We start from the raw sequence: 21,792 nt of genomic DNA, 5'->3' as shown, positions 1-21,792 counted from the left end.
TGCCGTACTATTCGTCAGCACCGTATCCGGCTACAGGCGACGGATCTATCAAGTCGCTGTCTCGGCGCATGCCGTTCTTGGTGCCCTGGATCAGGGCGGTTGCGTTGACTGTGTTCAGTACTGCTGGTGCAGTGTATTTCATATCGACCTCTTTGTTGCTGAATTTCCACGCTCAGATCGCCCCTTTTGCGGTTTGCCATCGCGCGGATCCTTGTTAGCCCCAATGTCGAGGGCTAAAACTTCTATACATGTGCTTCTCACCCAATCGCCCTCAACCAGAGTTCGAGGTGAATCGCTCTTATCAGCGAATACTGCCATTCGGCATTGGGCGGAGCGTCAAACGCGGCGACTGCAGTTCTCAAGGCATCTTCTTCGATATAGTGAAGCCTGTTCAGTTTGGAGTCGTGCATGAGAGTCATCAGGCGAGGCTTATTCTCGTAAAGCACAACCAGCGGGCTCCGCGATACATAGGCCTTTCTCTTACGTTCTAAGACGTGAGATGGGATAATGCCGCGAAGGGCCCTGCGCATCAGCAAGCGCCTTCGGCCGGGACACATAAGCTGGTTCGCTGGAACGCGGAGTAGAAAGTCCACTAGGTCACGGTCCAAGAACGGATATCGATATTCGCGACGACCAATGATCCTCTGAGAAGGACGAACCAGTGTTTCCATGATCGACCACCACGTCATCCCATTGTCGAGGGAAGAAGGAAGGTGACCGATTGTAACGCGGGAAAAATCATGAAGCCGAAGGCCCAAGACTTCCTTGCGAATGCTTGCGGTGAGCCAGGGTGGCACATTTGGGGAAGATCGAGGTAATCGCGGGTATAGCGTAAAGACCATGGATGCCGTGTCACGCAGAAGATGGATGAGAGGAACCCTTTTTGCCACGCACCACCTGAAAGCTTGGTGGATGAGTTTTTGGAATTCCCCTGAAACGAGATAATCGGCAAGCTCAGGTACTGGGTTGGGTGGTCCTCCTAAGAGTTCATCACCACCTATGCCTGACAGGACTACGCGATAACGCCTGCAGCGAAGTTGATCCTCCAGTCTTCTCTCCGCGTCAAACGTGCTAGCTTCTGGGCCAGGCCAAAGATATTCAGGCGCTGGTGGCTCGAACGTGCGGCTGTGAGACGAGGCTTTGATATGCAGGCCGCATTTGCCTCTTCCCTGCTCTACGGCGGTAAAGTAGGGCGTCTCGTTCCAGTTGGGCTCGGAATCGTCGTAGTAGGAAACGGTGTCGAGGAGGTCCACGGGCGCAGCGCCTTGCTCCTTCCGAATGTGGTCCGACATACAGACGATGGAGCTCGAGTCCATACCGCCACTGAGTTCAGCCAAGATTGCCGCACCCGACCCTGTTCGCCGTTCCACCGATTGCCTAAACAACGAGAAGAAGTGCTCGTCATATTCGGTGTCGGACCTATAGTGGACCTTCTCCCGCACCATCCATTGCCAATGTGACTTTCTTGCAATGGCTCCTTCATGAATAATCACATAGTGTGCTGGTGATACGGCGCGAACGCCTCTGTACGGAGTGAGATCACGGATCGGAAGTGACGATAGGAAAGCGGCGGCAAATGCCTCATCTAAGCCCCGCGCACTGTTCTTCGGAACAAGTGATTCGAGATAGGTTGACCAGAGCACCCGACCGTTTGCCATTTCGTAATACAGTGTCCTGGTTCCAGCGTGGTCGCGCGCCAGATAGAGAGAACGCTCTGCATGCGCCCACAGGGCCAATGCCCAGTCGCCAACGAATCGGGAGAAGCAGTCCTCACCCCACTGCAAGAACGCCTCAATAACAATCAGCGAATCCGGAGTACGCTCAGGGTCCAGACAGAGTGAGTGACACAGGTCGATATAGTTGTCGAGACGCCCGTCGAACGTAAGCATGTCCCCGCGCCGGCTGACTACGGGTTGGGACTCGAGATTCGATCTTTCATGCGTGTGGTATGGTTGGAACCCCATCCCGATCCTACCGCTCGCCTTGAGATAGGTGCCATCGAGAGCGTAGCGTTCGGTCGCAGATGCGATACGGCGCAACCGAGGCTCCTCGACAGCCTGTTCTTCAGCTTGACGAATTCCAAAGAGAATGCTCATTCCTATGCCTCACGTGTTCAGCAGCGCTCCAGGACCTGGTAAATGTCGAGCATGTAGGGCTTATCGTTGACGACGATACCGCCGACCTCGACCCACGCATGAGATTCGAACGGAATAATTTGCGCACCGATGACCATCTGGGCGCCCCAACCGTAGCGACGCAATAGTAAGGTGGTCGCGCAGGATCGCTGGAGGCACAACACCTGCTTGAAATAGAGCACGCACGCATAATCCGCGGCGCGGCACAACAATTCGCTGGAAGGACCAGTCGCCGACTGCATGGAGATAACCGAGTGCTGCCGAACAATTTCATGCAGTCGTTTGAGCCCGTGAATTCGCATAACGAATTCGAGATAGAGCAGGATCAAACAGCTCTCAATTACATACTTCTTCATAATCGACCCCTTCGGCCTGAGAAACTCCGAGTTCTTTACACAAAAAGGCGATCCTCCGCGCAAGAGCTTCGACACGGATGGATAGAGGCAACTCAGGCATGTGACCCCGTTCTTCGCTGTAGTCGACGATAACCGGCGATCTCTGCGAAGGAAGGGATTGCAGACGTGCTGCCATCTTCCGCACATGTGCGGGATTACAGCGATCATCTTTGTCTCCTGAAACAAACATGATGGGCGGATAATCGACATTCTTTTCCACGCGATGGTACGGAGAATAGGCGTAGAGCGCACGGAAATCGCCCTCATTCTCGACCGTACCGTATTCGTCCTTCCATCTGCGGGCCAAATCGAAATGTTCATAACGCACCATGTCCAGGAGCGGCGCAATGCAAAGAACCGCTCCGAAGATGTCGGGACGCTGTGTCATCGCAGCAGCTACCAAGAGGCCGGCATTTGATCCACCGAAGATCGCGAGGCGCTTTGGAGCCGTGATTCCGTGTACGCATAACCACTCAGCCGCCGCGATGAAGTCGTCAATTCCGTTCTGCCGGTTTTGTCTTCGACCCGCCTCATGCCAGGGTTTGCCGAATTCGCCGCCGCCCCTGATGTGAGCGATTGCGAGTACCGCTCCAAGTTCCCTCATAATGGTGGCTAGAACAGAAAACTGGGGAGTCATCGGAGCGCCAAATCCTCCGTAGCTGGTCAGGATTGCGGGCCTCGGCCGGCCTTGGGAACTATCATCAGGTAACACAAGGGTGAGTGGAATCCTCGCGCTATCCCTTGATTGAAAAGATGTGCGACAAGTCTTGGCGCGTGTTTGGACGGGTGTCGAGATCCGTTGATGCCATATCTGGGAGCGCTTTACATCTGCGGCATATTCAAAGATGGTGAGTGGCTGATCGAAAGATTCATACGTGTAAAAGACATTGCTCTCGTGCTGGCTATAGCTCGCCAACAGTGAGATCGATCCGTCTTTTGGAGCATCGATGACTCCAAGGGGCTCTCCACTCAAAGTCCAGCAGGAAATGCTTGGGATTCCACCCTCAAATTGATTCGCGTAGATCCTTTCTTTCGCGATCGCGAGCTGACGGATGACAGAGCGTTGCTTTGGAATGATCGTCCGCAACTCCAACCCATTCCGGGTTAGCTCGGTCACGGCGGAGCCGCCGTCTTCCGCATTTTTCCAAACGAAGATTCGCCCCTGATGTATGAAAGGATGATGTTCCGGCGTCTTCTCAGAAAGCAGCTTAATCCATTGGGGCTCATCGCTCAAAGGCGCAATGAAAAAGTCGGTGACAATGCCCGAGTCACTCCTGTGAAGCCAGATGGCGCCGAGATGGACAGCATCCGCGATAAGAATCAGCCGGCTTTCCTCGGTCCGAGGTACGCGAAACACAATCCGGCCGCTGCCAGGTTGGCGAAAAAGGTGAAACCGTATGGTGTGTTCCTCCGCGCCTGTCCGGGTTTCTCGGCAGAAATAGAACCCATCCTCATGCGGGCGAAAGGCAAACCCTCTCTCGTATCCGACCTCACGCTCATCGTGTAATGTCTGCCCGCTCTTCACGTCCACAACGCACAGAGCGGTCTTGTCTTCCCCGCCCCGCCTAAGCTCATAAGCGAGGAGTGATCCGGCGGCAGAGATTCGATAAATGGACACAGACGTAAACGGTCCTTGATTGGACGGATCGACAAGGAGACGTTCCCTGCCCGTGGCGATGTCACGGACATAGATGGAGCCCTGCTCCTCGCCTCGATTCCTGCGGCGATAGAAATAGCGGCCGTCTACCCTAGAGGGCTGATCGACCACCTCGACATCCAGGTAGTTGCGTACGCGGGTCCGGAACGTCTCGAGGCCGGAACAGGCCGCGAAATAGTCATCGCAGAACCTCTGTTGTTCACGGATCCAGCGATCTGTTTCAGGGTGGCTGCGGTCTTCTAGCCAGCGATATGGATCGATCACTGTTTCGCCGTGGAGGACCTCGGTAATGGCGGCAGGTCTGCAGCTGGCTACCGGCATAATGCCTCCAGTAGCTCGGGAGCGCGCGCCGCGCGGTCCATATGCCGGGCGAGACTACGACTGTAGCTCTGGAAATGTGGAGTCTCTCGGATGGGAGAGTTCAGCCACGCTCCTCTTCCATACAAATAGGAAGCAATGGCCAGGATCGGCATCAGCACGAAGGCTTGGTCGATTTGCGATTCGGTGAGCCACTCACGCCAGGATCTTTTGTATGCGCTCCTTACACAAGGAAGCCACGCCTCTGCGTCTCTTGAATCAAGCGAAACCTGCGCGCACAGGTGTTGAAAGGTGAGAAATGGATTTCCAATGCACGCCTCAGCCCAATCGGTGAAGACGCAACGTGAACCGCAAAGCAGAATATTCCCCCCATTGATATCGTTATGGATCAAAGCGTCCGGAACACGGAGGTCCTGCATCGCAAGACACGCGTCTCGAACGATAGATTCGAGTTCGCGCAGCCGCTGGATTTCAAGGCGGGGTGCTTTGGTTGAAGTCTGCCGGTTCATGGCATCCCCGAGATACTCTGTGAGGGCTCTAAGATGGTCTGCAAGGACTGGAATACTGCAGTCCGGACAGCCGGCTGCAAGAAGTGTTTCGATGCAGTCGACGCTCTTGCCCTGGAGTTCGGCGAGGCAAGTCACCGCCTTCTCAACCGATGGCAAGTCGAAGGAATTCGAGAGCGGTTGCCCCGCATCTTCCATAACCCAGGCGTTCCACTCCGGCCGTACCGCCACTATGGGCGGCAGATAACTTTTGAATAACGTGGCGAGTGTCGTCGTGACGCGAAACTCGTGTTCGTTTGGGTTCCCCACGGCCTTCAGCCAATATGCTGACCCCTGCTGCGTGTCAAAACGAACGAGCGAGAACCCACCACCAGCGTTGAATTGGAGAATGTCTTCGCTGAAACGAATGTCTCGGGAATGAACTTCCCTCTGAATCCACTCCTGAACCTCTCCAACCCATCCAATACGGGCGAATGGACCTCGATCGTCAGCGTTGTTCGACAGAATGGAAGCGACGGCGTGGCGTTCCTTCTCTCCGAGTGATGCATTACTAATATCATCAGGTTGAACCGGCCTAAGGCCTCCACGTTCAAGTTCGCTGGATCGCTTTCTTACCTCCATAATCGCGAAGGGAGTCGGGGAAGAGGCGTCTATGAGGACGTCGAGCACTACGGATTTGACATGCCACATCTCCTCAACGAGTTTTGTCAGTTGCTCTGCTGGCCGTTCCCACCTTGGGATACTGATTCGAGGCAGTTCATCCGCGCCGAAACCCTGGAACCCAAGCACCTGACGGGATTCGGGAAGAAGCAGCGCCAATCGGTATTCCATGTGGTCGGCCATATGAGGCTCCGAACTCCAGCAGATAGGCCTAAAAGGCGGCGAGGAGCTGTTTGGACTTCAGTTCTTCCATAAATGCGTCCACGTCTTTGGCAACGACGGCCTCATCAGTGCCGGTTTCGCTTGCCAGTTCGGCAACGATGGCAGTGAGCGTCATGCCTCGTTCGAGCCGCTCCCAGACATACGCTCCCGTGGAATTAAGGGTTGTCATGGCGTTGTTAGGAATATCCAGAATCACAGCACCGTCGTGATCGACTACTGATCGCAAATTTGGCGTAATGGTAAGCATTCGATTCGTCTCCACGTTGGGCTCCAGCTTTTCTGCCAATTGACGTGCTGCGTCGCCCCTCCCCTGCGGTCGCTCAACTAACCGGGAGGCATAATTAGCCCAATCGATCCTAGTTGGTTACTTGAGCAGCTCCTGGAGGACTGAGGTCAAGCTCGGGATGATGAGCGATGGCGACAGGACGCTAGTCGAAGAGAAAGACTGCCAATCCAACTGTGACGACGAGTGTTGCACCGACTCTCGATGTATGCAATGCAAACCGAGTCGGACATTGCGACAAAGTGTCGCCTTCGCTGTTCGCTTTTTCGAGAGCAGCGTTAGAGTGACCTAGATGCTAGAAGAGTTCTTCGCTACCGGCAGCAAGGCGGACGTCGCGCTTAGCCTTCTCGCGCTCCTTGCGTCCCCACGCAGATGGAGTCTCACCCGTGTGCTTTTCGAAGAAGTGATGGAAGTCACGCGGCTCATCGTAGCCAAGCATATTCGCGACCACACTGATCTTTGGAGGAGGCATCCAGCGAAGCAGAGTTTGAGCAAATGCAAGGCGCGCATCGACCTGGCATTGGAACATACTCTTGCCGAACTCTTCGATAAAAGTGCGCTCAAGAGTTCGCATCTCAACTCCAAGCTCTCTCGCGATCGGGCGAAAGTGCATTTTCACATGGCCATGGTGGAGCAGAATGAAATGCTGCATGACACGCGCAGGGTACCGGAGGAGTTCTTGATGGAACTCGTCGTCGACCGACGATCTCCATGTTCGTATCTTTGCGATCACTTCTCCCTCGACGGTCGAGAGTTTTCTAAGGACGGATCTGGCCACAGGTCATTCCTCAAGCCGCAAGATCAGCAAAATCTTCATGAGACGTACAGAATTGCAAAGCTGTCAGCGGCCGCGACCTTGGTCGACTCGCGTTGTGCCTGCGCTCTCGAGATCGCAAGGCAACCGGGCGCAGTTCTTTTTAGTGGTGCTTGTAATGGTTTCGAACTTCTTCGCCGCCACGTCTTGATTCAGACGCTAAACCAGGAAGCAGGACTTCGACGAGTTGTTCGCTCAACACACCAGATGAAGCTATACCGGAGTTCCATCGGCGAAGAGGTTGAACAGCTTCCTATCGGCACAATGATGGGAAACACGTGTAACTCTCATGGGCACGTTTCCTTTGCGGGCAATTGGACTTACAACTGCGACGTGAATTGGACGCACGCGAGAGGATGGGAGATGCTTTTTCCATCGCACGCCGCTCTCATGAGAAGACTATGCGTTCAACGTCGTGTCAAGGCACGGGAGCCGCGTGTTTCCTACAGAAAACGCTTGCGTGAGCGGCCGAAGTCGTGCATCTCCACGTGTATTGATGAGCCCCGATGGTTCAAACCGATGCAATGGCATCTATGGTGTGCTGCTCGACACAAACCAACACGAGCTAATGCGTTTTGTAACGTGATGCGGATCACACAATGGAATGTGATACGGATCACATTGGAACGTGATGCGTATCACACGATCGGGCCACTCAGGCAATACAAGGAGGCCGAAGAATCGTTGGCATGAGCACAGCACGGTGGTTAATGAGAGAGCTTCGACCGTACTCTGGACAAATCGCGATCGGTCTCGCGATCGCGGCGTGTGCGGGAGGTATCGCTACTCTTGATCCATTACTGATGCGCCATTTGCTCGATGTCGCGCTACCTCAGAAGAATCTTGGTCGAACGATCCTCACCGTTTCTCTCATTGCGCTCTGCTTCATCGGGAGATCCGCCTTCGGCGGCCTTTCTGGACTCTTGAGCTTTCGGGTCGCTCAGAGACTTGCCCAGGACCTGCGCACGGAGTTGCTGGTGCACATGACGAACCTCTCCGCAGACTGGCATGAGCGAATGATGTTGGGTGAAAAGCTTAGCCGGATCGATCAGGACGTCGAGCAAATCTCCCAGTATGCTGCTGACGTTGGAAATACTATTTTTAGGACGATCGTCTTCTTCGTGATCAACCTCGCGATCATGGCAACGTTGAACTGGCGGATGACGATCTCAGTGTTACCACTGCTGCCTCTGTTTTTCGGGGTCCGCCTTCACTTTCGGCAGCAGATTCAGTCCAGAGCAGATCGCGCACAGACGGAAGTTGGAAACGCAGCAGGAAACCTCGCCGAACACCTCGGAGCTGTACCGCAGATTCAGATATTGGGAGCCGAAGATGCGCGGGTCTCTAGCACAGTCAGATCGTGGCTCGAGCTTCTTGATGCGCAGTGGCAACAACGCCGGACTGAGGTCGCCTTCAGCATCTCGATTACAAGCATTCTGGCGGTCGGCATCGTTCTCGTGCTCGGCCTGGGAGCACACGAGTACTTTGTGGGTGCTCTGACCGTGGGCGGCCTGGTGGCGTTCTACGCATATGTGACTCGAATCTTTGAGCCGGTGTCTGCGGCGATGGAACTCTATGCGAAGACACAGCGGATGATGGCGAGCACTCGGCGTGTTCGCGAAGTACTGGAGACCGAACCGAGCGTTCCAGACAAGGGCGTCGGTCAAATCATTGCTGATCCATTGGCCGTGGGCCTCAGATGCGACAATGTATCGTTCGCCTACCAGCCTGAGCGAATGACCTTACGGAGTGTCACACTGTGTCTCAACGGCGGCGAGCGAGTGGCTCTCGTAGGTAAGAGTGGTTCGGGAAAATCGACGTTAGCGCGTCTCTTCGCACGCATAGCCGACCCGACAGATGGATGCATTTTGCTGGAGAATCTACCCCTTTCTGAATACACCCTTCGTGCATTGCGGAAGACCGTCTGTTACGTACCGCAGCAACCGCTACTCTTCTCTGGCACAGTTCGTGACAACCTTCGCTACGCGAGTGCCGGCGCGACGAACAGCGAAATTCGAGCCGTCATCGACGCCGCGCAACTAACGACGGTCCTGAGGCGCCTGCCTCTCGGGCTCGACACAATGCTCGGTACGGACGCTGCCGGAATATCTGGAGGAGAGAGGCAGCGCCTTGCCGTTGCCCGTGCTTTGTTGCGGCGGCCATCGATACTGATCCTTGATGAATCGACCTCAGCGCTCGATCTCCCGACAGAGGAGGCGCTCTTCCGAGCAGTTGCCAAATATCGACCGGACATGGCAATGATCCTGATCTCTCATCGTCTTCGTTCCTTGGATTGGGTCGATCGGATCATTGTCCTGGACTCCGGAGAGGTTGTCGCCGAAGGGACGCACGCACGCCTTCACAGTGACTCCAAGTTTTACCGCAGCCTTTATGACCGGGAGAATACGATAGGCAATACCGGTCAAAGCATGAGCCCCGCGAGCGATCGTTTGCGCGACGAGGTTTCACTCAATACCTGATCGGGAAGTCCATCACTGCAAAATGGCGAACTACGCATGATGCGACGAGCGAGACCGTCCCCCGGATCATCTAAGCCGTAAGCGGGACGTTCGGTATTATCCTAATCTGTGAGACTCTTCGCAACACAACCGATGGAAATCGGCTCACCCGTATGAGGATCGTTGACCATATAGATGCTGGACGAAACGGGGATCAGTAACCCGGTTTCGCGATGTTTGAGATGCATTTGCGCCGACACGCTTGTCTCCGTTGGTCGTAGCGAACGGAAGATATCTGTGAGTCTATTCCGGCTCTCGTTCGCGAAAAACTCCCGTAAAGCAGTTCCGTCGATCTCATCGTCGGGCCGCAGCCCAATCATTCTTCTCCCTGGATCATTAACGAAAAGTACCCGCATGTCGAGATCGGCTACGCACATGAAGTCGGAGGCGCCCTGGATCAGGTACTCGAGGTTACGCAGCTCCAGTTGCTCAGAATGGTTTGCTTCCGAAACAGCGATGGACGCGACAAACCCGTCGACGTTCCCGGCACTATCGAAAACCGGCGCGCCTGATATCCTCGCGTAGAACTCGGTTCCATCTTTGCGAATGCGAACGGTTTCCAAACCGACAAATGGCTTGCCCGAACGAAGGTCATCCACAAGATCGAGATAATTCTTCTTCTGATGGTCGGGTATAGGCAGCTTTGTCCCGATGATCTCGTCGTCGTCCCATCCATAGATCTTGCGAAACTCCGGATTGCAATAGCGTACCGTTCGATCGAGGTCGAGCAAGGCGAGACCGACAGGCGCTTTTTCCAAAATCATTCTGAGCAGCGCGTTATCAAATTCCAAGGGTGCCTCCCGAAGGTACAGCGACAAACGTATTTTGGGCTGTGGCCGTATAGTGATTCGCAGAACCTAAATCGTTACAGAAATCTCTCAGAATCCATCTTCGCTTTGATTGACTCTCACCGGACCTGCCGCCAGCAGCGCGAGAGATAGAGCCGAATCCGCAAAAAACGATGGAGCAACGGCTGACAAGGCCGAAGCAGGAGGGATGATGGCAGTCCCCCTTTTGCGACTTGGCCTGCAGATCTGGGAATCGTAGGAAAACAATAAGCCAAATCGAAATCGTGTCGAGGGCGTACAGGCGAACCTACGAACCAAATGGCGTGTATCGCACGTCTCGACAGCCGGAGTTGTGTGAACCCAAACTCCTGTCGCAGAAATCTTCGAACACGATACTACAAGAAACACCCCTCTATAGTCGTAGAACGCGATCCGTGAAGTCTTCCCTTCGTAACGTGCGGATAATTCTTTGACCCGGCATTTTGTCGCAGTCTCCGACTACGTTTCGGTTGGCCGTAAAGTTCGGCCACGCTACCATTCACGGTAGTCGCCGCCGCGTAGGAGGCTCGGATCTGGCGTGCCCGAACCATCGATGACGATTCCAAGCAGGACAGTTCGCGAATCGACGTCGTCCGATGCTCCTCATGCTGAGAAACCGCAGAACTCGGTTCCTTGCGGTTGTGGCAGGCTTGGCGCTAGGAGCGATAGGATGTTTCTTCGCTCTGCGCCACAACGCAAAGAAGCACTCCCCCGACGCCATTCTGGCCCGAGCGGACGATCTCGCCTGGCACAATGACTGGATGGGAGCGGCTCCGCTCTATGCGCAAGCGGAGAAACTGTTCCAAGAAACAAATCGCCCGTCAGAAGCCCTCTACGCTCACGTGAGTCAATTCATCCCGAGAGCCGAAGCCGAGCCCATTCCCGACCTGCTCGTTGAGCTTGCTCATGATCAGAAGCTGTCCGCAGCGCAAGACCCGGACACCATGCTGCGGATCCTTGTCATTCGGGGCATGATCGAAACCAACTACGATTCCGCTATGGCCAGCAAGACCTGGGCACAAGTCGAAGAGCTGGCGAAGCACCGAGGCGAGTTTCGGCTGATGGCCCGAGCTATGGGAGAGCAAGGGATAGCCGATTTTCTTCTGGGGGATTTCAGTTCGGCCAAGAAGCTGGTCACACGAGCGTGGCTGACGGCGAAGGCCCTCCACGATGATGCCGCTCACGTCCGGTACGCAAGCGTTTATGGGGCCGGCCTGGTGGAACTCCAGCGATACGACGAAGCCCTTCAACCTTTGAACGAGGCGATCAACACGGCATTCAGGCCGGGCAATGTCGCCTACCCGACAATTGCGATCAATTCCAAAATCGACGCTTTGCGAGGGCTGCACCGGTACGGCGAAGCGCTGGAGCTCGCCGACGCCACCATTCGCAGGCTGCCATCGACACATCTCGATGCCCATCTGTTTGAGCTTTTGACGTCAAAAGGCGAAATCTACGAAGACCTCGGTGACTGGCCCGACGCGATCAAACAGTATGAGTTCGCACTTCAATACGCCCGTCATCTCGAATTTTGGCGCGGCATCAGCCAGACGGGCGGCCTGGTTGCGCTCGCCTACGAACGCGAGAGTAATCTGCCCGCGGCGCTCGCCAGCATCGACGAAGCGATAGATGCCAACACAAAGCTGCCACAGGAGCTTTATTTTTCGCCGCGTAACCTGGCGATCAAAGCAGACATCCTTGCCAAAATGGGTCACGCGAAAGAGTCGCATGCACTTTTTGAGAGAAGTATGGCGCTCGTAGATTCATTTCTTGCAACTGCGCCGACGCCCAATACAGAACGCGAGTTGGTAGATGAGCTCGGCCAGGTCTATTCGAGCTACTACGACGTTCTGTGCAGCGAAGGAGACTTCAGTGCGGCTTTCAGAACCATAGAGGAAGAGCGCGGAAGGGTCGAAGCGCAGGCGCTCGAGCATCACGAGATTGTTCCACCACACGAGCCAACCGACGAGGAAAAGAAGATCGCGGCCTTGAATCTGGAATTGATCAAGACTGACAGCGCAGCGGCAAGACAGCAGCTCGCGAAGTCTCTCTATACGGAAGAGCTGCAGTTGGACGATTCAAGCCTGGCAGGCGAGACTGCCAAACGTCCTTTGGCCGTCCATGACGTTCAGCGCAATCTTGGCCACGACGAACTCCTTCTTGAATACGTTCTTGGGGACTCATCGTCTTCAGTTCTCGCAATCACGTCCCGCACGCTGCACAGATACGCTCTGCCACCAAGAAAGACAATCGCCGGGCTTGTTTCGCAATACCGAAGGACGATCCATGATCGGAGAAGCGACCCACGTCTCGCTCAGACTCTTTTCACAAGTCTGCTTGGACCAGTCAAGGAATACAGGGAGCGCAGATCGGTGATTGTGATTCCTGACGGAGAGATCAACCTCGTCCCCTTCCCTGCTCTCGTCGATCAAGGATCATATCTTGTTGCCGACCACAGCTTCAGCGCAAGCCCATCCGCTACGGTCCTGTGCCTGTTGCGCCAAAGAGAATCAGCTACGCTTTCTGATCATTACCAATACGTGGGAGTAGCAGCCTGGACGGGGGCAAGCGAGCAAAAGACGGGAGTCACCGAAATCTTGAGAGCGATTTCCCTCCCAACGATGAGCCAGCTCCAACCCCTGCCACAAACCAGGAAGGAAGTCGAAACAATCGCCCAGGATTTTCCGACGCCGCGCACGCTGCTTCTCGGACCCGCAGCGACCGAGACAAGTTTCAAGGCTCTCCCGCTAAATCAATACCGAGTACTCCATCTCGCTCTGCATGGCTATGCCGACGTCGAATATCCAGATCGCTCAGCACTCGTATTCGCTCCACAGAGTCAGGGCCCAGATGACGGACTCCTTGAGGTCCGAGAGGTCCGCGCTCTTCGCCTTCGAGCCAGTCTGGTGACGCTATCCGCCTGCAATACTGGAGTCGGACCAGTAGGAGACGTGGACGTCGCCGACCTGGGACACGCCTTTATTGAAGCCGGCGCCGAAACGGTAGTTTCGGCGCTATGGGAATTGAACGATCAAACCACAACACAGCTAATGACATCCTTTTATAGGAACCTGGCCGGCCATCAAAGCAAGACGGCCGCGCTCCAACAAGCGCAGCTCAACATGATGCGAACTGGCCTCCCGCCCTACTATTGGGCAAGCTTTGAGGTTGTCGGAGATCCCGCGGGAGTGATTTGAGTGAAACCGAATCAATCAATGAATGGACACAGATCAGGGGCACTGCTGAATGCCAAAGAACGAGAGAAGCTGCTCGAGAATGTGTCGACCATCGTCAGCAAACATTTTTATGACGTCCCCCTGAGAACAGCCGACTGGCCGACTGCGGTCGCCAAACATCGGGAGCGTATTGTGAGCGCTGCTAGCGATGAGGAGTTCGAAGTTTCGATGCTTGCGTTGCTCGCCGAGCTCAGGAGATCCCACGTGGGCTTTTTCCACGAGGGCCTATCGCGGTCAAGCAGCAAGATGGTTCTTTGCGCTACCTATACGACGTCAGAGACATCGGACGGGGAACGGTGGGTGTTCCAGGACGTTCATGCAGGCGGTCCTGCTGCGCTTGCGGGAATTCAACCTGGAGACGTGCTGTTGACTGTAGACGGACGTCCTTTTCGGCCACCGGAACATCCCCTCTTCGCTGTCGAATCGACGGTCATCCTCAACGTGCTAACGAAAGGGTTGCGTCAGGAAGCGAAGACGGTAGCAATTCCTGCTGCAAAGCGGATGCGCGGGCAACTCCCGCAGGTGATCCCCGCGTCGGTGGTCTCGCACAAGACGCTGGCACACGATACTGGGTACATTCGGATCGCCATGTATCCGGGGAGGATCGGAGTAGAGGTCGCAAACGACATTTCGCTCGCCGTAGAGAATCTCGGACACGTCGAACGGCTGATCATTGATCTTCGGGGTAACACTGGTGGAGGCATCGGGGTTCTGCGGGCAATGAGTCTTCTGACTCCAGAGCGGCTGCCCATTGGACGCTATGCTGGCGGCCCCATCGAACCAGCAAACGGTGAGAAAGGTTATCACCTTGTATTCGATAGGATTCCTTCACAGAAGTTGGACTTGATACCGCTCGCGGTGAAGTTTCAGGGCTTGATGTCCGTCCGCAAGGCCGTGGGCCTGAAGACCCCGATTCTCATCGCCACGGAAGGCCTGGGTGTTATGCCTTTCCATGGCAGGATTGTACTTCTGGTAGACAGGCACACAGCTAGCGCGAATGAGATGCTCGTCGCCTTCGCGCGTGAACACAAACTGGCTACCGTTGTCGGAGAGGCGACGCCAGGCCGCGTTCTCGGCGGGAACAAGTTCGCGCTTTCACACGGCTACTGGCTCGCATTGCCTGTTGGTTCCTATCAGAACAAGGAGGGAGAGCCGCTCGAAGGCCAGCCTATCGGGCCTGACGTTCTGGCCCCTTTTGATCCTGACTCAGCGCGCGCTGGCTTAGATACCCAACTCGACCGAGCGATCGAAGTTGTTTCGAGCCTCTAGGTTCGTGGAACAATGTCGCAGTCACCGACATAGTTTTTGTTGCTGGACGAACAGGCAGCTGGGAAACTCGATACGAAGGTGCTCGCACGTTCCGTTGAGATCTGTTGCGAATTTAGGCGAGCACGGTGTGGGTGCGGCGGTGTGCTCTGACGGATCAATTGGGTCCCCATGACGATCACTATCGATTGACCTTGATTTCTCCTGCGACGCAACAAATCCTGGTTGAGCGCGAGCCGTGCGAGATTTCGAGACCGAGAATCCAGTCGAGCTTGCGCCTTCCTCGGATCTCGATTCCTCGGTGGTCGCGCTCTGCGGCGAAAATCCAATCGCAAATTAAAGAGCGATGGAACCTGCCGTCCATAGTTTTGGATTGCCCCGGTGATCCTTCTCGAACTGACCGTATGGCAATTGCGGAAGTGCTCGATGAAGGGGAGTTGGGCACAATCCTACAAAGATTCACCTGGGCGTCTCTGGGTGATATCCCGGACATAGAGTTTGAAGACTCGGAAGGCTCCATCCGAGGCGTTATCGAGTGCCTCCTTGAGCATAGGCCGGTCTCGCAAGGCCCATTCCTAAGTCTGGGGTGGACGAATGAGCTGTTGCATTGGGTCTCGGCCGTGGTCTCTGCGGATCGACGGGATGTCGCTGATGGGATCGAACAGCTCAACGCATCCGCTCACCATTCGCTTCTGAGAATCCGAAATCGGACTAACCCTCCTTATTGGTTCAAGGCGGCTGCAAGGGCTGAAGATCCCGAGTTCCAAACCACGACGCTCTTGAGCAATCTGTTCCCGGAATATCTTCCAACTATCGTGGCCGTGCGCAGGGCATGGAGCGGATGGCTGATGGAGGACGCAGGCCCCTCGATTGAAGAGCCCGCCTTTACGTCAGGCGAATCGATCGATCGGATTGGAGTGAGGCTGGCCAAACTGCAGCAGGCGAGCATCCCCCGCGTCGCGCAATTGTTGAAATGTGGCTTGATCGATCAACGTATCGCCCGGCTTCGCGAGTCAGTCTTCGACATGATGCCGTACCTCGAAGACGCCGTGCTTTCACAAAGATCGACCAGCATTCCGCCGATAAAGATCTGGCGGCTGGGGGAGATCGCGGATGCCTTTGAGAGGGCCCGTTGTCTGTTTGAGGACATAAGCATCCCTGATGCGTTGATCCATAACGACCTCAGTGGTGGAAACATCCTGAGTTCTAACGGTTTCTGTGTTTTCACGGATTGGTCTGAGGCTGGCGTCGGCAACCCCTTTGTCGCAATCGATCAATTGCGGATCTATTTTGAGCAAGACCGCCGCCTCGCCCGGTGGATACCGCGCGTAGTAAGTTCGTATTTCAAGCAGTGGTCTTCGGAGGTTTCGGAAGAACAGATCAACTCTACCCTTGGATCTGTGCGCCTTCTATCGATCGCAACGCATCTCTTGAATCGACAGCAATGGATCATCTCGGAATATCTTGGTAACCCCGCCCCTCAGAGCTATCTTCGGAGCCTGGTGCGGCAGATGGTCAATGCGACTCGGCTTGATAAGATTCCCGTGGCGTAGAGCGCCTGAACCTCAATTCACAACCGGCAGAGAGAAAACAAACCTTGCCCCGTGAGGCGCTACGTTGCTGGCGGCCACGGTACCGGAATGCAGTTCCGCCACTCTCCGAACCAATGCCAATCCCAACCCTAGGGAGCCCACTCTCGAGATGCGGGTCTGGCCTTCACCACGGAAGGCAAAGTTGAAGACCCGTTCAAGCTCCTGTACTGGGACACCGGTTCCCGTGTCCTCGACAGTGATTTGAATTATTTGATCTCGTTGCGTCGCGCTGACACTGACGAGTCCGCCCTCGGGGGTATAGCAAATCGCATTGGAGATCAGGTTTTCGACGGCTCGTTTGACTAGACTTCTCTCAATGCGGACGGTCCCGAGATCGTCGCCGACGCGGAGATCGAGTTCTACTCCTTTGCTGGACGCCTCGTACTCGAAACCTTCCACCGCAAATTCAAGCAAGGGCCGGAGTGGCATTTCGACAAAGCTTCTCACGAGACGACTGTCTAGGATGGCAAACTGGCTGATTGAACCGACTATTTCGGCTAGCTCAGTAATGTCGCGATGGATCTGCTCCAGGGTCGACTCTTTTTCCGCAGTCTTCAACTCTGAGTCGAATTGGATCATTTCAACTCGGCGGAGCATGCGTGCCAATGGCGTGGCAAGGTCATGGCTCAGATATGCAACCCATTCGAGGTGCGCCTTCTCACGGCTCGCAAGATCCGCCCAGGCAGCGTCCACATGGTGGATTCTCTCTCTCAACTGTCTGGCCAGGCAGCTGATCGTCTCATCAGGCCGTAGAAGCCTCTGCGACGTTCGGAGCGGAGGGAGCACGCGCCTGTGCGAACCAGAGTCGTCATCCAAGGACGCAAGGGCCATATCCGAAGGCGAGAAGTTGGTCGATTCCAGAGCCGCGATCAATGGTCTGCGGAAGAGCTTGTCGATAAGCCAATAGACGCTCGCTCCCAAGATCGTGGAAGCTACCAAGGCTATCCCGAACACCCAAAGAATAAGACTACCCAGCCGGGGTTTCGACATTGCAACTATGACGAGTACATGGCCTGAGGTTCGCAGGGAGATTGCGGACGCCACCAAATTTCCCTGAATGCAGGGTGTCTGACCCTGGGACGTGCACGATTGCGCCCAGGTAAGCCGGACCTCCGGCAACGCAACACCGGTCTCACCAGCCGCCACATGACCGTTCGGATCAACCATGTAAACAACGCTCCCAGGCGCGATGATCCGTATATCTTCCTGCAACCTGGTGATCTCGGAGACGCTACCGCTAGTCAGCTGGCTGAGAGCCGAGGCTACTTGTAAGGAACGTTGATGCCTTAGATAGCTGGAATAGACGAGACACTCCACACCGGCTAGAGGAAGGAGAACCGCCAATGCGAGTCCAACAAAACGTGATGGTGAAGAAAGGGTCATCTTGACAGCCAATGGAGCCTCGGCCAGCCATCTTCAAAGAGCTCCCGAGGAAGCTCTTCCGCCAAGTATTCAAATTCAAGGCTTCTAGAAGCGTATGCATGAATGAACTGCGTCCGCGCAATGGAGCGAGTTGGCCGGCTGTGTTCCCGAACGCGGTTCAGACTTCAACAGACACTGGGAGAAGCGAACTTGTACAGTTACTTTCCTGAGGCGCATCGTCCAGCGAGTTTCCGCAACGTTTCGTCACGAGGAAATCTCTGGAATAGGCGCGTCAGGGGACTCTTTTCGATGTGCCTTTGGTTTCATTAGATCACGGGAATCTTGAAAATGTGAATCCGTACTTCCTTTTTTATAACCTATCACTGGGTGTATTAGGAACCCCGACTTCGCAAGACTTAGAGGGTGACGACCCTAAGATACCGATTTGCCAAACGGATTGCAGAACTACGACGATTCTCGGGGATGAAACAGGCGACTTTCGCTGATGCGATCAGCCTGACGCTCAAGCAGGCCGGGGAGATCGAGCGAGGAAACTCGTTTCCGAAACCGGAGAAGCTCGAGATCATTGCCAAGGCGCTCAACGTTCCCCTGAAAGAACTCTTCGATTTCAGCAAAACTCGCTACTTTCCAACTCCCCCGGCAATGCCTACCACCGAGACGAGGCGGCCGGCCAAAAAGTCTAGGAGAAATCAGGACATTTGAGGGTCTGACCGACAAGGGCCACTGGGTCGCACGGATCCGACGAAGAAGTCGGCTGCGTCATCATGCAACTTTCACTGTCGGATCAGGGCAGGATAGTAGTACGGCGCGCCATCACCTTCGCGCGCGGTGCCCAGGTAGTAGTTTCCGGGCCGCAGGCGCCGCAGGTTGAGTTCTACCCTCAGTTCGGTATGCGAGCCATTCGCGGTCGCTGAGGCCGAGCCAGACGCCTCGACGTGATCCTGGCTCCGGTCTCTCGATACCGTAATGCGGTAATTGCCGCCTGGGCTGTAAAAAGGCAGCACCAGGCGGACTTCGACAAGTCGCTGCGGCAATGAGATCGGCTTTTCCGCCTCACCTTGATCCCCGCCTCGAGCCAACCCCGCCGCACTTAGGTCTACTGAAATTGGCGAGGGCGTCCCGTTCTGTGCGTCTTCAACACGGCCGCTAAGGTAATGCCTCCAACTCACACCGATCAGGATGGCGACGATCGAAGCCGCGGCGGCGATACAGGCAAATCGCCACCAGTGGATCGATCGCCCGACGGAGGAATCGAGCTCCTCTGCCAACCGTTCGTCGCGAAGACGGCGGAGTTCAATCAAATCACGAGTGCACTCCGCACACCGGAGGACATGCAAATATTTCGGATCCTCAAGGTCAAGCTTTCCTGGCGTCTCAACGAATAGAACGAGTGTTGCATGGTCGAAGCACCCGACCCGGTCAGGATTTGGGTAGTGCTCTAGCACGTGCTCCTGGAGTCTATTGAACAGGAGAGTGTCGTTCTCATCGTCGTTTACGAAGTTCCCCAACCCGCCCACGAAATCCTTTCCAGTTCCCTTACTTTCTACACAGGATTTTCATCCCGATTGAGCTCGAATGCCCAGCTTTTTTCGGATGCGAGCCAACTCCCTCTGGCAACTCACTCGGATCGCATCGGTGGACTTCGACATCTCTCGAGCTACATCTTCCCAGCGGCTGTGCGATCCGTAACGTAAGAGTAGCGCTCGACGCAGTTCAGGCGGAGTATCTCGAAAGACAGAATTGAGGTCGATCTCAGCCTCGACAGCCGATACGGCAGGGGCCGTGGGTGGAGAAAGCGCTTCGATGTCAGATGTCGTTCCACGGAAGACGAACCTTCCCTCCGTACGCAGCCAACGTCTGACAGCATTTCGATAGTTATGAGACAGCAACTGTCGCGCCTCTTCGACGTCGACGGCCGCCATTGCTTCAAGATGTTCTTTGGTTTCCTCGATCGCCTGTTCCATCAACTCGTGCGCGAGAGAGGAATCACCCAGCCTGGTTGCCGCTATTTGCTGTGCGTCTGGCCACTCCACTTCCACGGCGGCTCGCAAGACCGGCACGATCCACCGTCCCTGAGGAGTAATCCCTATAACCCAGCAAAGATCAGATGGCGAGGGTGATCTCATAAGCCGACCCGATACAGTGTCGCGGAACTGCCCCGATCGAGCTGAGGCATGGCACGCGCGACACGAAGCTATCTCAGTTTAGACGCGATCTCCACAATTAAAGCTAATTTTCCTCATTAAGTTAGTTACTTGCTTTTCCGATCTATGACGGCTAAAGCAGCAATGGGAATGCATGCCATCCAGCGGAAGCGCTCATGGACCGCACACCTCCCACGTCAACGGAGTGATCTTTACACGCAGATGGAGAATAGTTGGCTGTCAGCGGGCGTGTAGCTTCAGTTCGTAGCTCGAAACGGCCATGAACAACTGGTATGCGACGCAAGGCCGCACTGGCTATATGCCTCGTTAATCAAAGTGACATATCCACCCCTCAGTGATGCCACGGCGGGCGAGGTGTGGAAACGTTCGAGACCCGACCTCTGCTCGACAGGTCCGAGGCACAGCAACGGGTGTCTAGCCTTGCTAGTGTTTGCGATCAGCAAGACGAGCGCCAGAGTTTCAATAGGTTCGCGCTTCAACCCATCACGGTCAAGAGAAAGAGACTCGGAGAGTGCGACATTCTTGCGCGTCGGGCATCTTCCAAGGAGAAATCAGCGGCTACGTTGTTCGTTTTTTGCGTTTTCGATGGCTCTATAGGTGAAGGAAGTTTTGCATCGCTTAGTCCTTCACGAGGGCCCCCATGGGAAACCCGAAACCAACTTCGCCTGCCATGCCGCGTTGGAGTGCCAATGCAATGTCACTCGTTGCGCAGGCCAAGGTTCTAAGTGGCAATAAGCTCGAGCAACTCGTCGTGCGGCTCCAAAGACATTCTGGCCGCCCTAAACAAGAGTGCTGGCGCTTTGTCATCCAGCATGGCCTAAAAACGACAGTGGATCATCGTCGCTGGACCCAGGAGGAGATCGAGTTTGTCCGTGAAGCGCTTGTGAAATTCACGATCGAAGAGATCGGGAAGAAGCTGAATCGTACTCCCAAGGCGATCCGTAGCATGCTGGTTCGAAATCATCTCGGAATCAGAGAAATCCGCTGTGATCGGTTCTCTATGGAAAGCCTGGCTCTCGCCCTGCGCGTGCGGACAGAGGAGATTCGCGTGTGGATCGATCAAGGCTGGCTTCAGGCAACGGTCTCGATAGAGGGAAAACGGCGCTCCTACATCATCACACCGGAAGCCCTGACCTTGCTCTACAAGAACCATCTTCCAAAGATCCTCGGCCGCGGCCTTCGCAATCAGGCGCTCTTCGACGCCTACTTCCAGTATTGCTACTCACCCAAGCACACGGTTGGGGAACAACTGCTCGACGTTCGCAGGGACAAGCGTGAACGAGCGGCGTTTGCAGCCCTGGGAGAGACCACCAAGGACCGAGAACCTGAGGAGGAACATGATGATGACCAAGATGAGCGGGAGTACCACCTCGATATCCAAGGAGACACCGGAGATATCATCGGAACGGATACCGAATAAAGGCTGTCCCTATTGCGGTCGATTGGCCATCTCCCGGAAGCCTTCCATCAGGGAGATGATCCTTAACGTCTTCTGCGCCTGCTTACTTCTCGCGATCCTCCTGCCGCTCGGGTATGGCCTGAGCCAATGGTTGATGAACGAATGTCAGCACGCTACCGATCATCTGTTTTGGCACGAGCCTCTGCAGGAATGGAACCCTTAACTCCTGGTGTGGACGATCAGGGCATGGTAACGCACCTATCTGGTCCTCGAAGTTTTGTTCCAGCGCGCGAGCAACTTTGACGTTTCTCCCCGTGGAGAGTCGACCGTGCCCGGGACGGAAACCGTGCGACGATCAGTCCGCGCTTCCACTAAGGAAGGGTTTTTCCAGGGCGTGCAGTGGCTTCACACTGCA

At 55.3% G+C, this 21,792-nt stretch carries 17 protein-coding genes; 6 read left to right on the top strand and 11 right to left on the bottom strand.

The window, feature by feature from the left end; all coding sequences use genetic code 11:
* Nucleotides 1–7: 7 nt before the first annotated feature.
* The 7 genes from XX99_RS28320 to XX99_RS27645 all read right to left on the bottom strand — a co-directional run bounded on the left by XX99_RS28320 (nt 8) and on the right by XX99_RS27645 (nt 6,789).
* Nucleotides 8–142 (bottom strand): hypothetical protein, encoded by a 135-nt coding sequence (locus tag XX99_RS28320; protein ID WP_260315280.1) that lies wholly within the window; start codon nt 140–142, stop codon nt 8–10.
* Between the two features lie 115 nt (nt 143–257).
* A complete protein-coding gene (locus tag XX99_RS07100; protein WP_050058686.1) occupies nt 258–2,096 on the bottom strand; it encodes an asparagine synthetase B family protein in 1,839 nt (612 codons plus the stop codon).
* 17 nt (nt 2,097–2,113) lie between these two features.
* Nucleotides 2,114–2,491, bottom strand: a complete 378-nt coding sequence (locus tag XX99_RS07095) for a lasso peptide biosynthesis B2 protein (protein WP_082125334.1) — start codon at nt 2,489–2,491, stop codon at nt 2,114–2,116.
* Nucleotides 2,472–4,508, bottom strand: coding sequence for a prolyl oligopeptidase family serine peptidase (locus XX99_RS07090; RefSeq protein WP_050058684.1), 2,037 nt, complete (start codon nt 4,506–4,508; stop codon nt 2,472–2,474). Before XX99_RS07090 ends, XX99_RS07095 begins: the two co-directional genes overlap by 20 nt.
* Nucleotides 4,499–5,854 (bottom strand): phosphotransferase, encoded by a 1,356-nt coding sequence (locus XX99_RS07085; protein ID WP_050058683.1) that lies wholly within the window; start codon nt 5,852–5,854, stop codon nt 4,499–4,501. The genes XX99_RS07090 and XX99_RS07085 overlap by 10 nt, the downstream gene beginning before the upstream one ends.
* A 28-nt stretch (nt 5,855–5,882) precedes the next feature.
* Nucleotides 5,883–6,140 (bottom strand): PqqD family protein, encoded by a 258-nt coding sequence (locus XX99_RS07080; RefSeq protein WP_156185838.1) that lies wholly within the window; start codon nt 6,138–6,140, stop codon nt 5,883–5,885.
* Nucleotides 6,141–6,471: 331 nt separating this feature from the next.
* The gene (locus XX99_RS27645; RefSeq protein ID WP_260315303.1) at nt 6,472–6,789 is read right to left on the bottom strand and encodes a helix-turn-helix domain-containing protein; all 318 of its coding nucleotides are present in this window, start codon (nt 6,787–6,789) and stop codon (nt 6,472–6,474) included.
* A gap of 890 nt (nt 6,790–7,679) precedes the next feature.
* On the opposite strand from XX99_RS27645, the gene XX99_RS07070 reads away from it, so the two are divergent.
* Nucleotides 7,680–9,470 carry an ABC transporter ATP-binding protein gene (locus XX99_RS07070; RefSeq protein WP_082125333.1) on the top strand — a complete coding sequence of 597 codons (1,791 nt, stop codon included), beginning with the start codon at nt 7,680–7,682 and terminating at the stop codon, nt 9,468–9,470.
* Between the two features lie 101 nt (nt 9,471–9,571).
* Here the strand turns inward: XX99_RS07070 and XX99_RS07065 are convergent, their stop codons facing one another.
* Entirely contained in the window at nt 9,572–10,300 is a 729-nt protein-coding gene (locus XX99_RS07065) for a PAS domain-containing protein (protein WP_050058679.1), read from the bottom strand.
* A gap of 641 nt (nt 10,301–10,941) precedes the next feature.
* On the opposite strand from XX99_RS07065, the gene XX99_RS07060 reads away from it, so the two are divergent.
* The 3 genes from XX99_RS07060 to XX99_RS07050 all read left to right on the top strand — a co-directional run bounded on the left by XX99_RS07060 (nt 10,942) and on the right by XX99_RS07050 (nt 16,391).
* Nucleotides 10,942–13,533, top strand: a complete 2,592-nt coding sequence (locus tag XX99_RS07060) for a CHAT domain-containing tetratricopeptide repeat protein (RefSeq protein WP_184084694.1) — start codon at nt 10,942–10,944, stop codon at nt 13,531–13,533.
* An 18-nt stretch (nt 13,534–13,551) separates the two neighbouring features.
* Nucleotides 13,552–14,841: a S41 family peptidase gene (locus tag XX99_RS07055; RefSeq protein ID WP_050058677.1), complete on the top strand. Its 1,290-nt coding sequence runs from the start codon at nt 13,552–13,554 to the stop codon at nt 14,839–14,841.
* A gap of 776 nt (nt 14,842–15,617) precedes the next feature.
* Nucleotides 15,618–16,391 carry a phosphotransferase gene (locus XX99_RS07050; protein ID WP_184084697.1) on the top strand — a complete coding sequence of 258 codons (774 nt, stop codon included), beginning with the start codon at nt 15,618–15,620 and terminating at the stop codon, nt 16,389–16,391.
* A 12-nt stretch (nt 16,392–16,403) separates the two neighbouring features.
* Here the strand turns inward: XX99_RS07050 and XX99_RS27640 are convergent, their stop codons facing one another.
* The gene (locus XX99_RS27640) at nt 16,404–17,123 is read right to left on the bottom strand and encodes a sensor histidine kinase (protein ID WP_184084700.1); all 720 of its coding nucleotides are present in this window, start codon (nt 17,121–17,123) and stop codon (nt 16,404–16,406) included.
* Nucleotides 17,124–18,215: 1,092 nt separating this feature from the next.
* Here XX99_RS27640 and XX99_RS07040 point away from each other — a divergent pair.
* Complete coding sequence (locus XX99_RS07040; RefSeq protein WP_269430954.1) at nt 18,216–18,515, top strand: helix-turn-helix domain-containing protein; 300 nt, start codon at nt 18,216–18,218, stop codon at nt 18,513–18,515.
* Nucleotides 18,516–18,586: 71 nt separating this feature from the next.
* Here the strand turns inward: XX99_RS07040 and XX99_RS07035 are convergent, their stop codons facing one another.
* The gene (locus XX99_RS07035; protein WP_156185836.1) at nt 18,587–19,114 is read right to left on the bottom strand and encodes a hypothetical protein; all 528 of its coding nucleotides are present in this window, start codon (nt 19,112–19,114) and stop codon (nt 18,587–18,589) included.
* Between the two features lie 255 nt (nt 19,115–19,369).
* Nucleotides 19,370–19,873, bottom strand: a complete 504-nt coding sequence (locus XX99_RS07030) for an RNA polymerase sigma factor (protein ID WP_156185835.1) — start codon at nt 19,871–19,873, stop codon at nt 19,370–19,372.
* A gap of 799 nt (nt 19,874–20,672) precedes the next feature.
* On the opposite strand from XX99_RS07030, the gene XX99_RS07025 reads away from it, so the two are divergent.
* A complete protein-coding gene (locus XX99_RS07025) occupies nt 20,673–21,398 on the top strand; it encodes a hypothetical protein (RefSeq protein ID WP_050058671.1) in 726 nt (241 codons plus the stop codon).
* Nucleotides 21,399–21,792: the final 394 nt, after the last annotated feature.

This window comes from Silvibacterium bohemicum (assembly GCF_001006305.1).
GTDB classification, from domain to species: domain Bacteria; phylum Acidobacteriota; class Terriglobia; order Terriglobales; family Acidobacteriaceae; genus Silvibacterium; species Silvibacterium bohemicum.
This window is presented reverse-complemented; position numbering and strand designations above follow the sequence as displayed.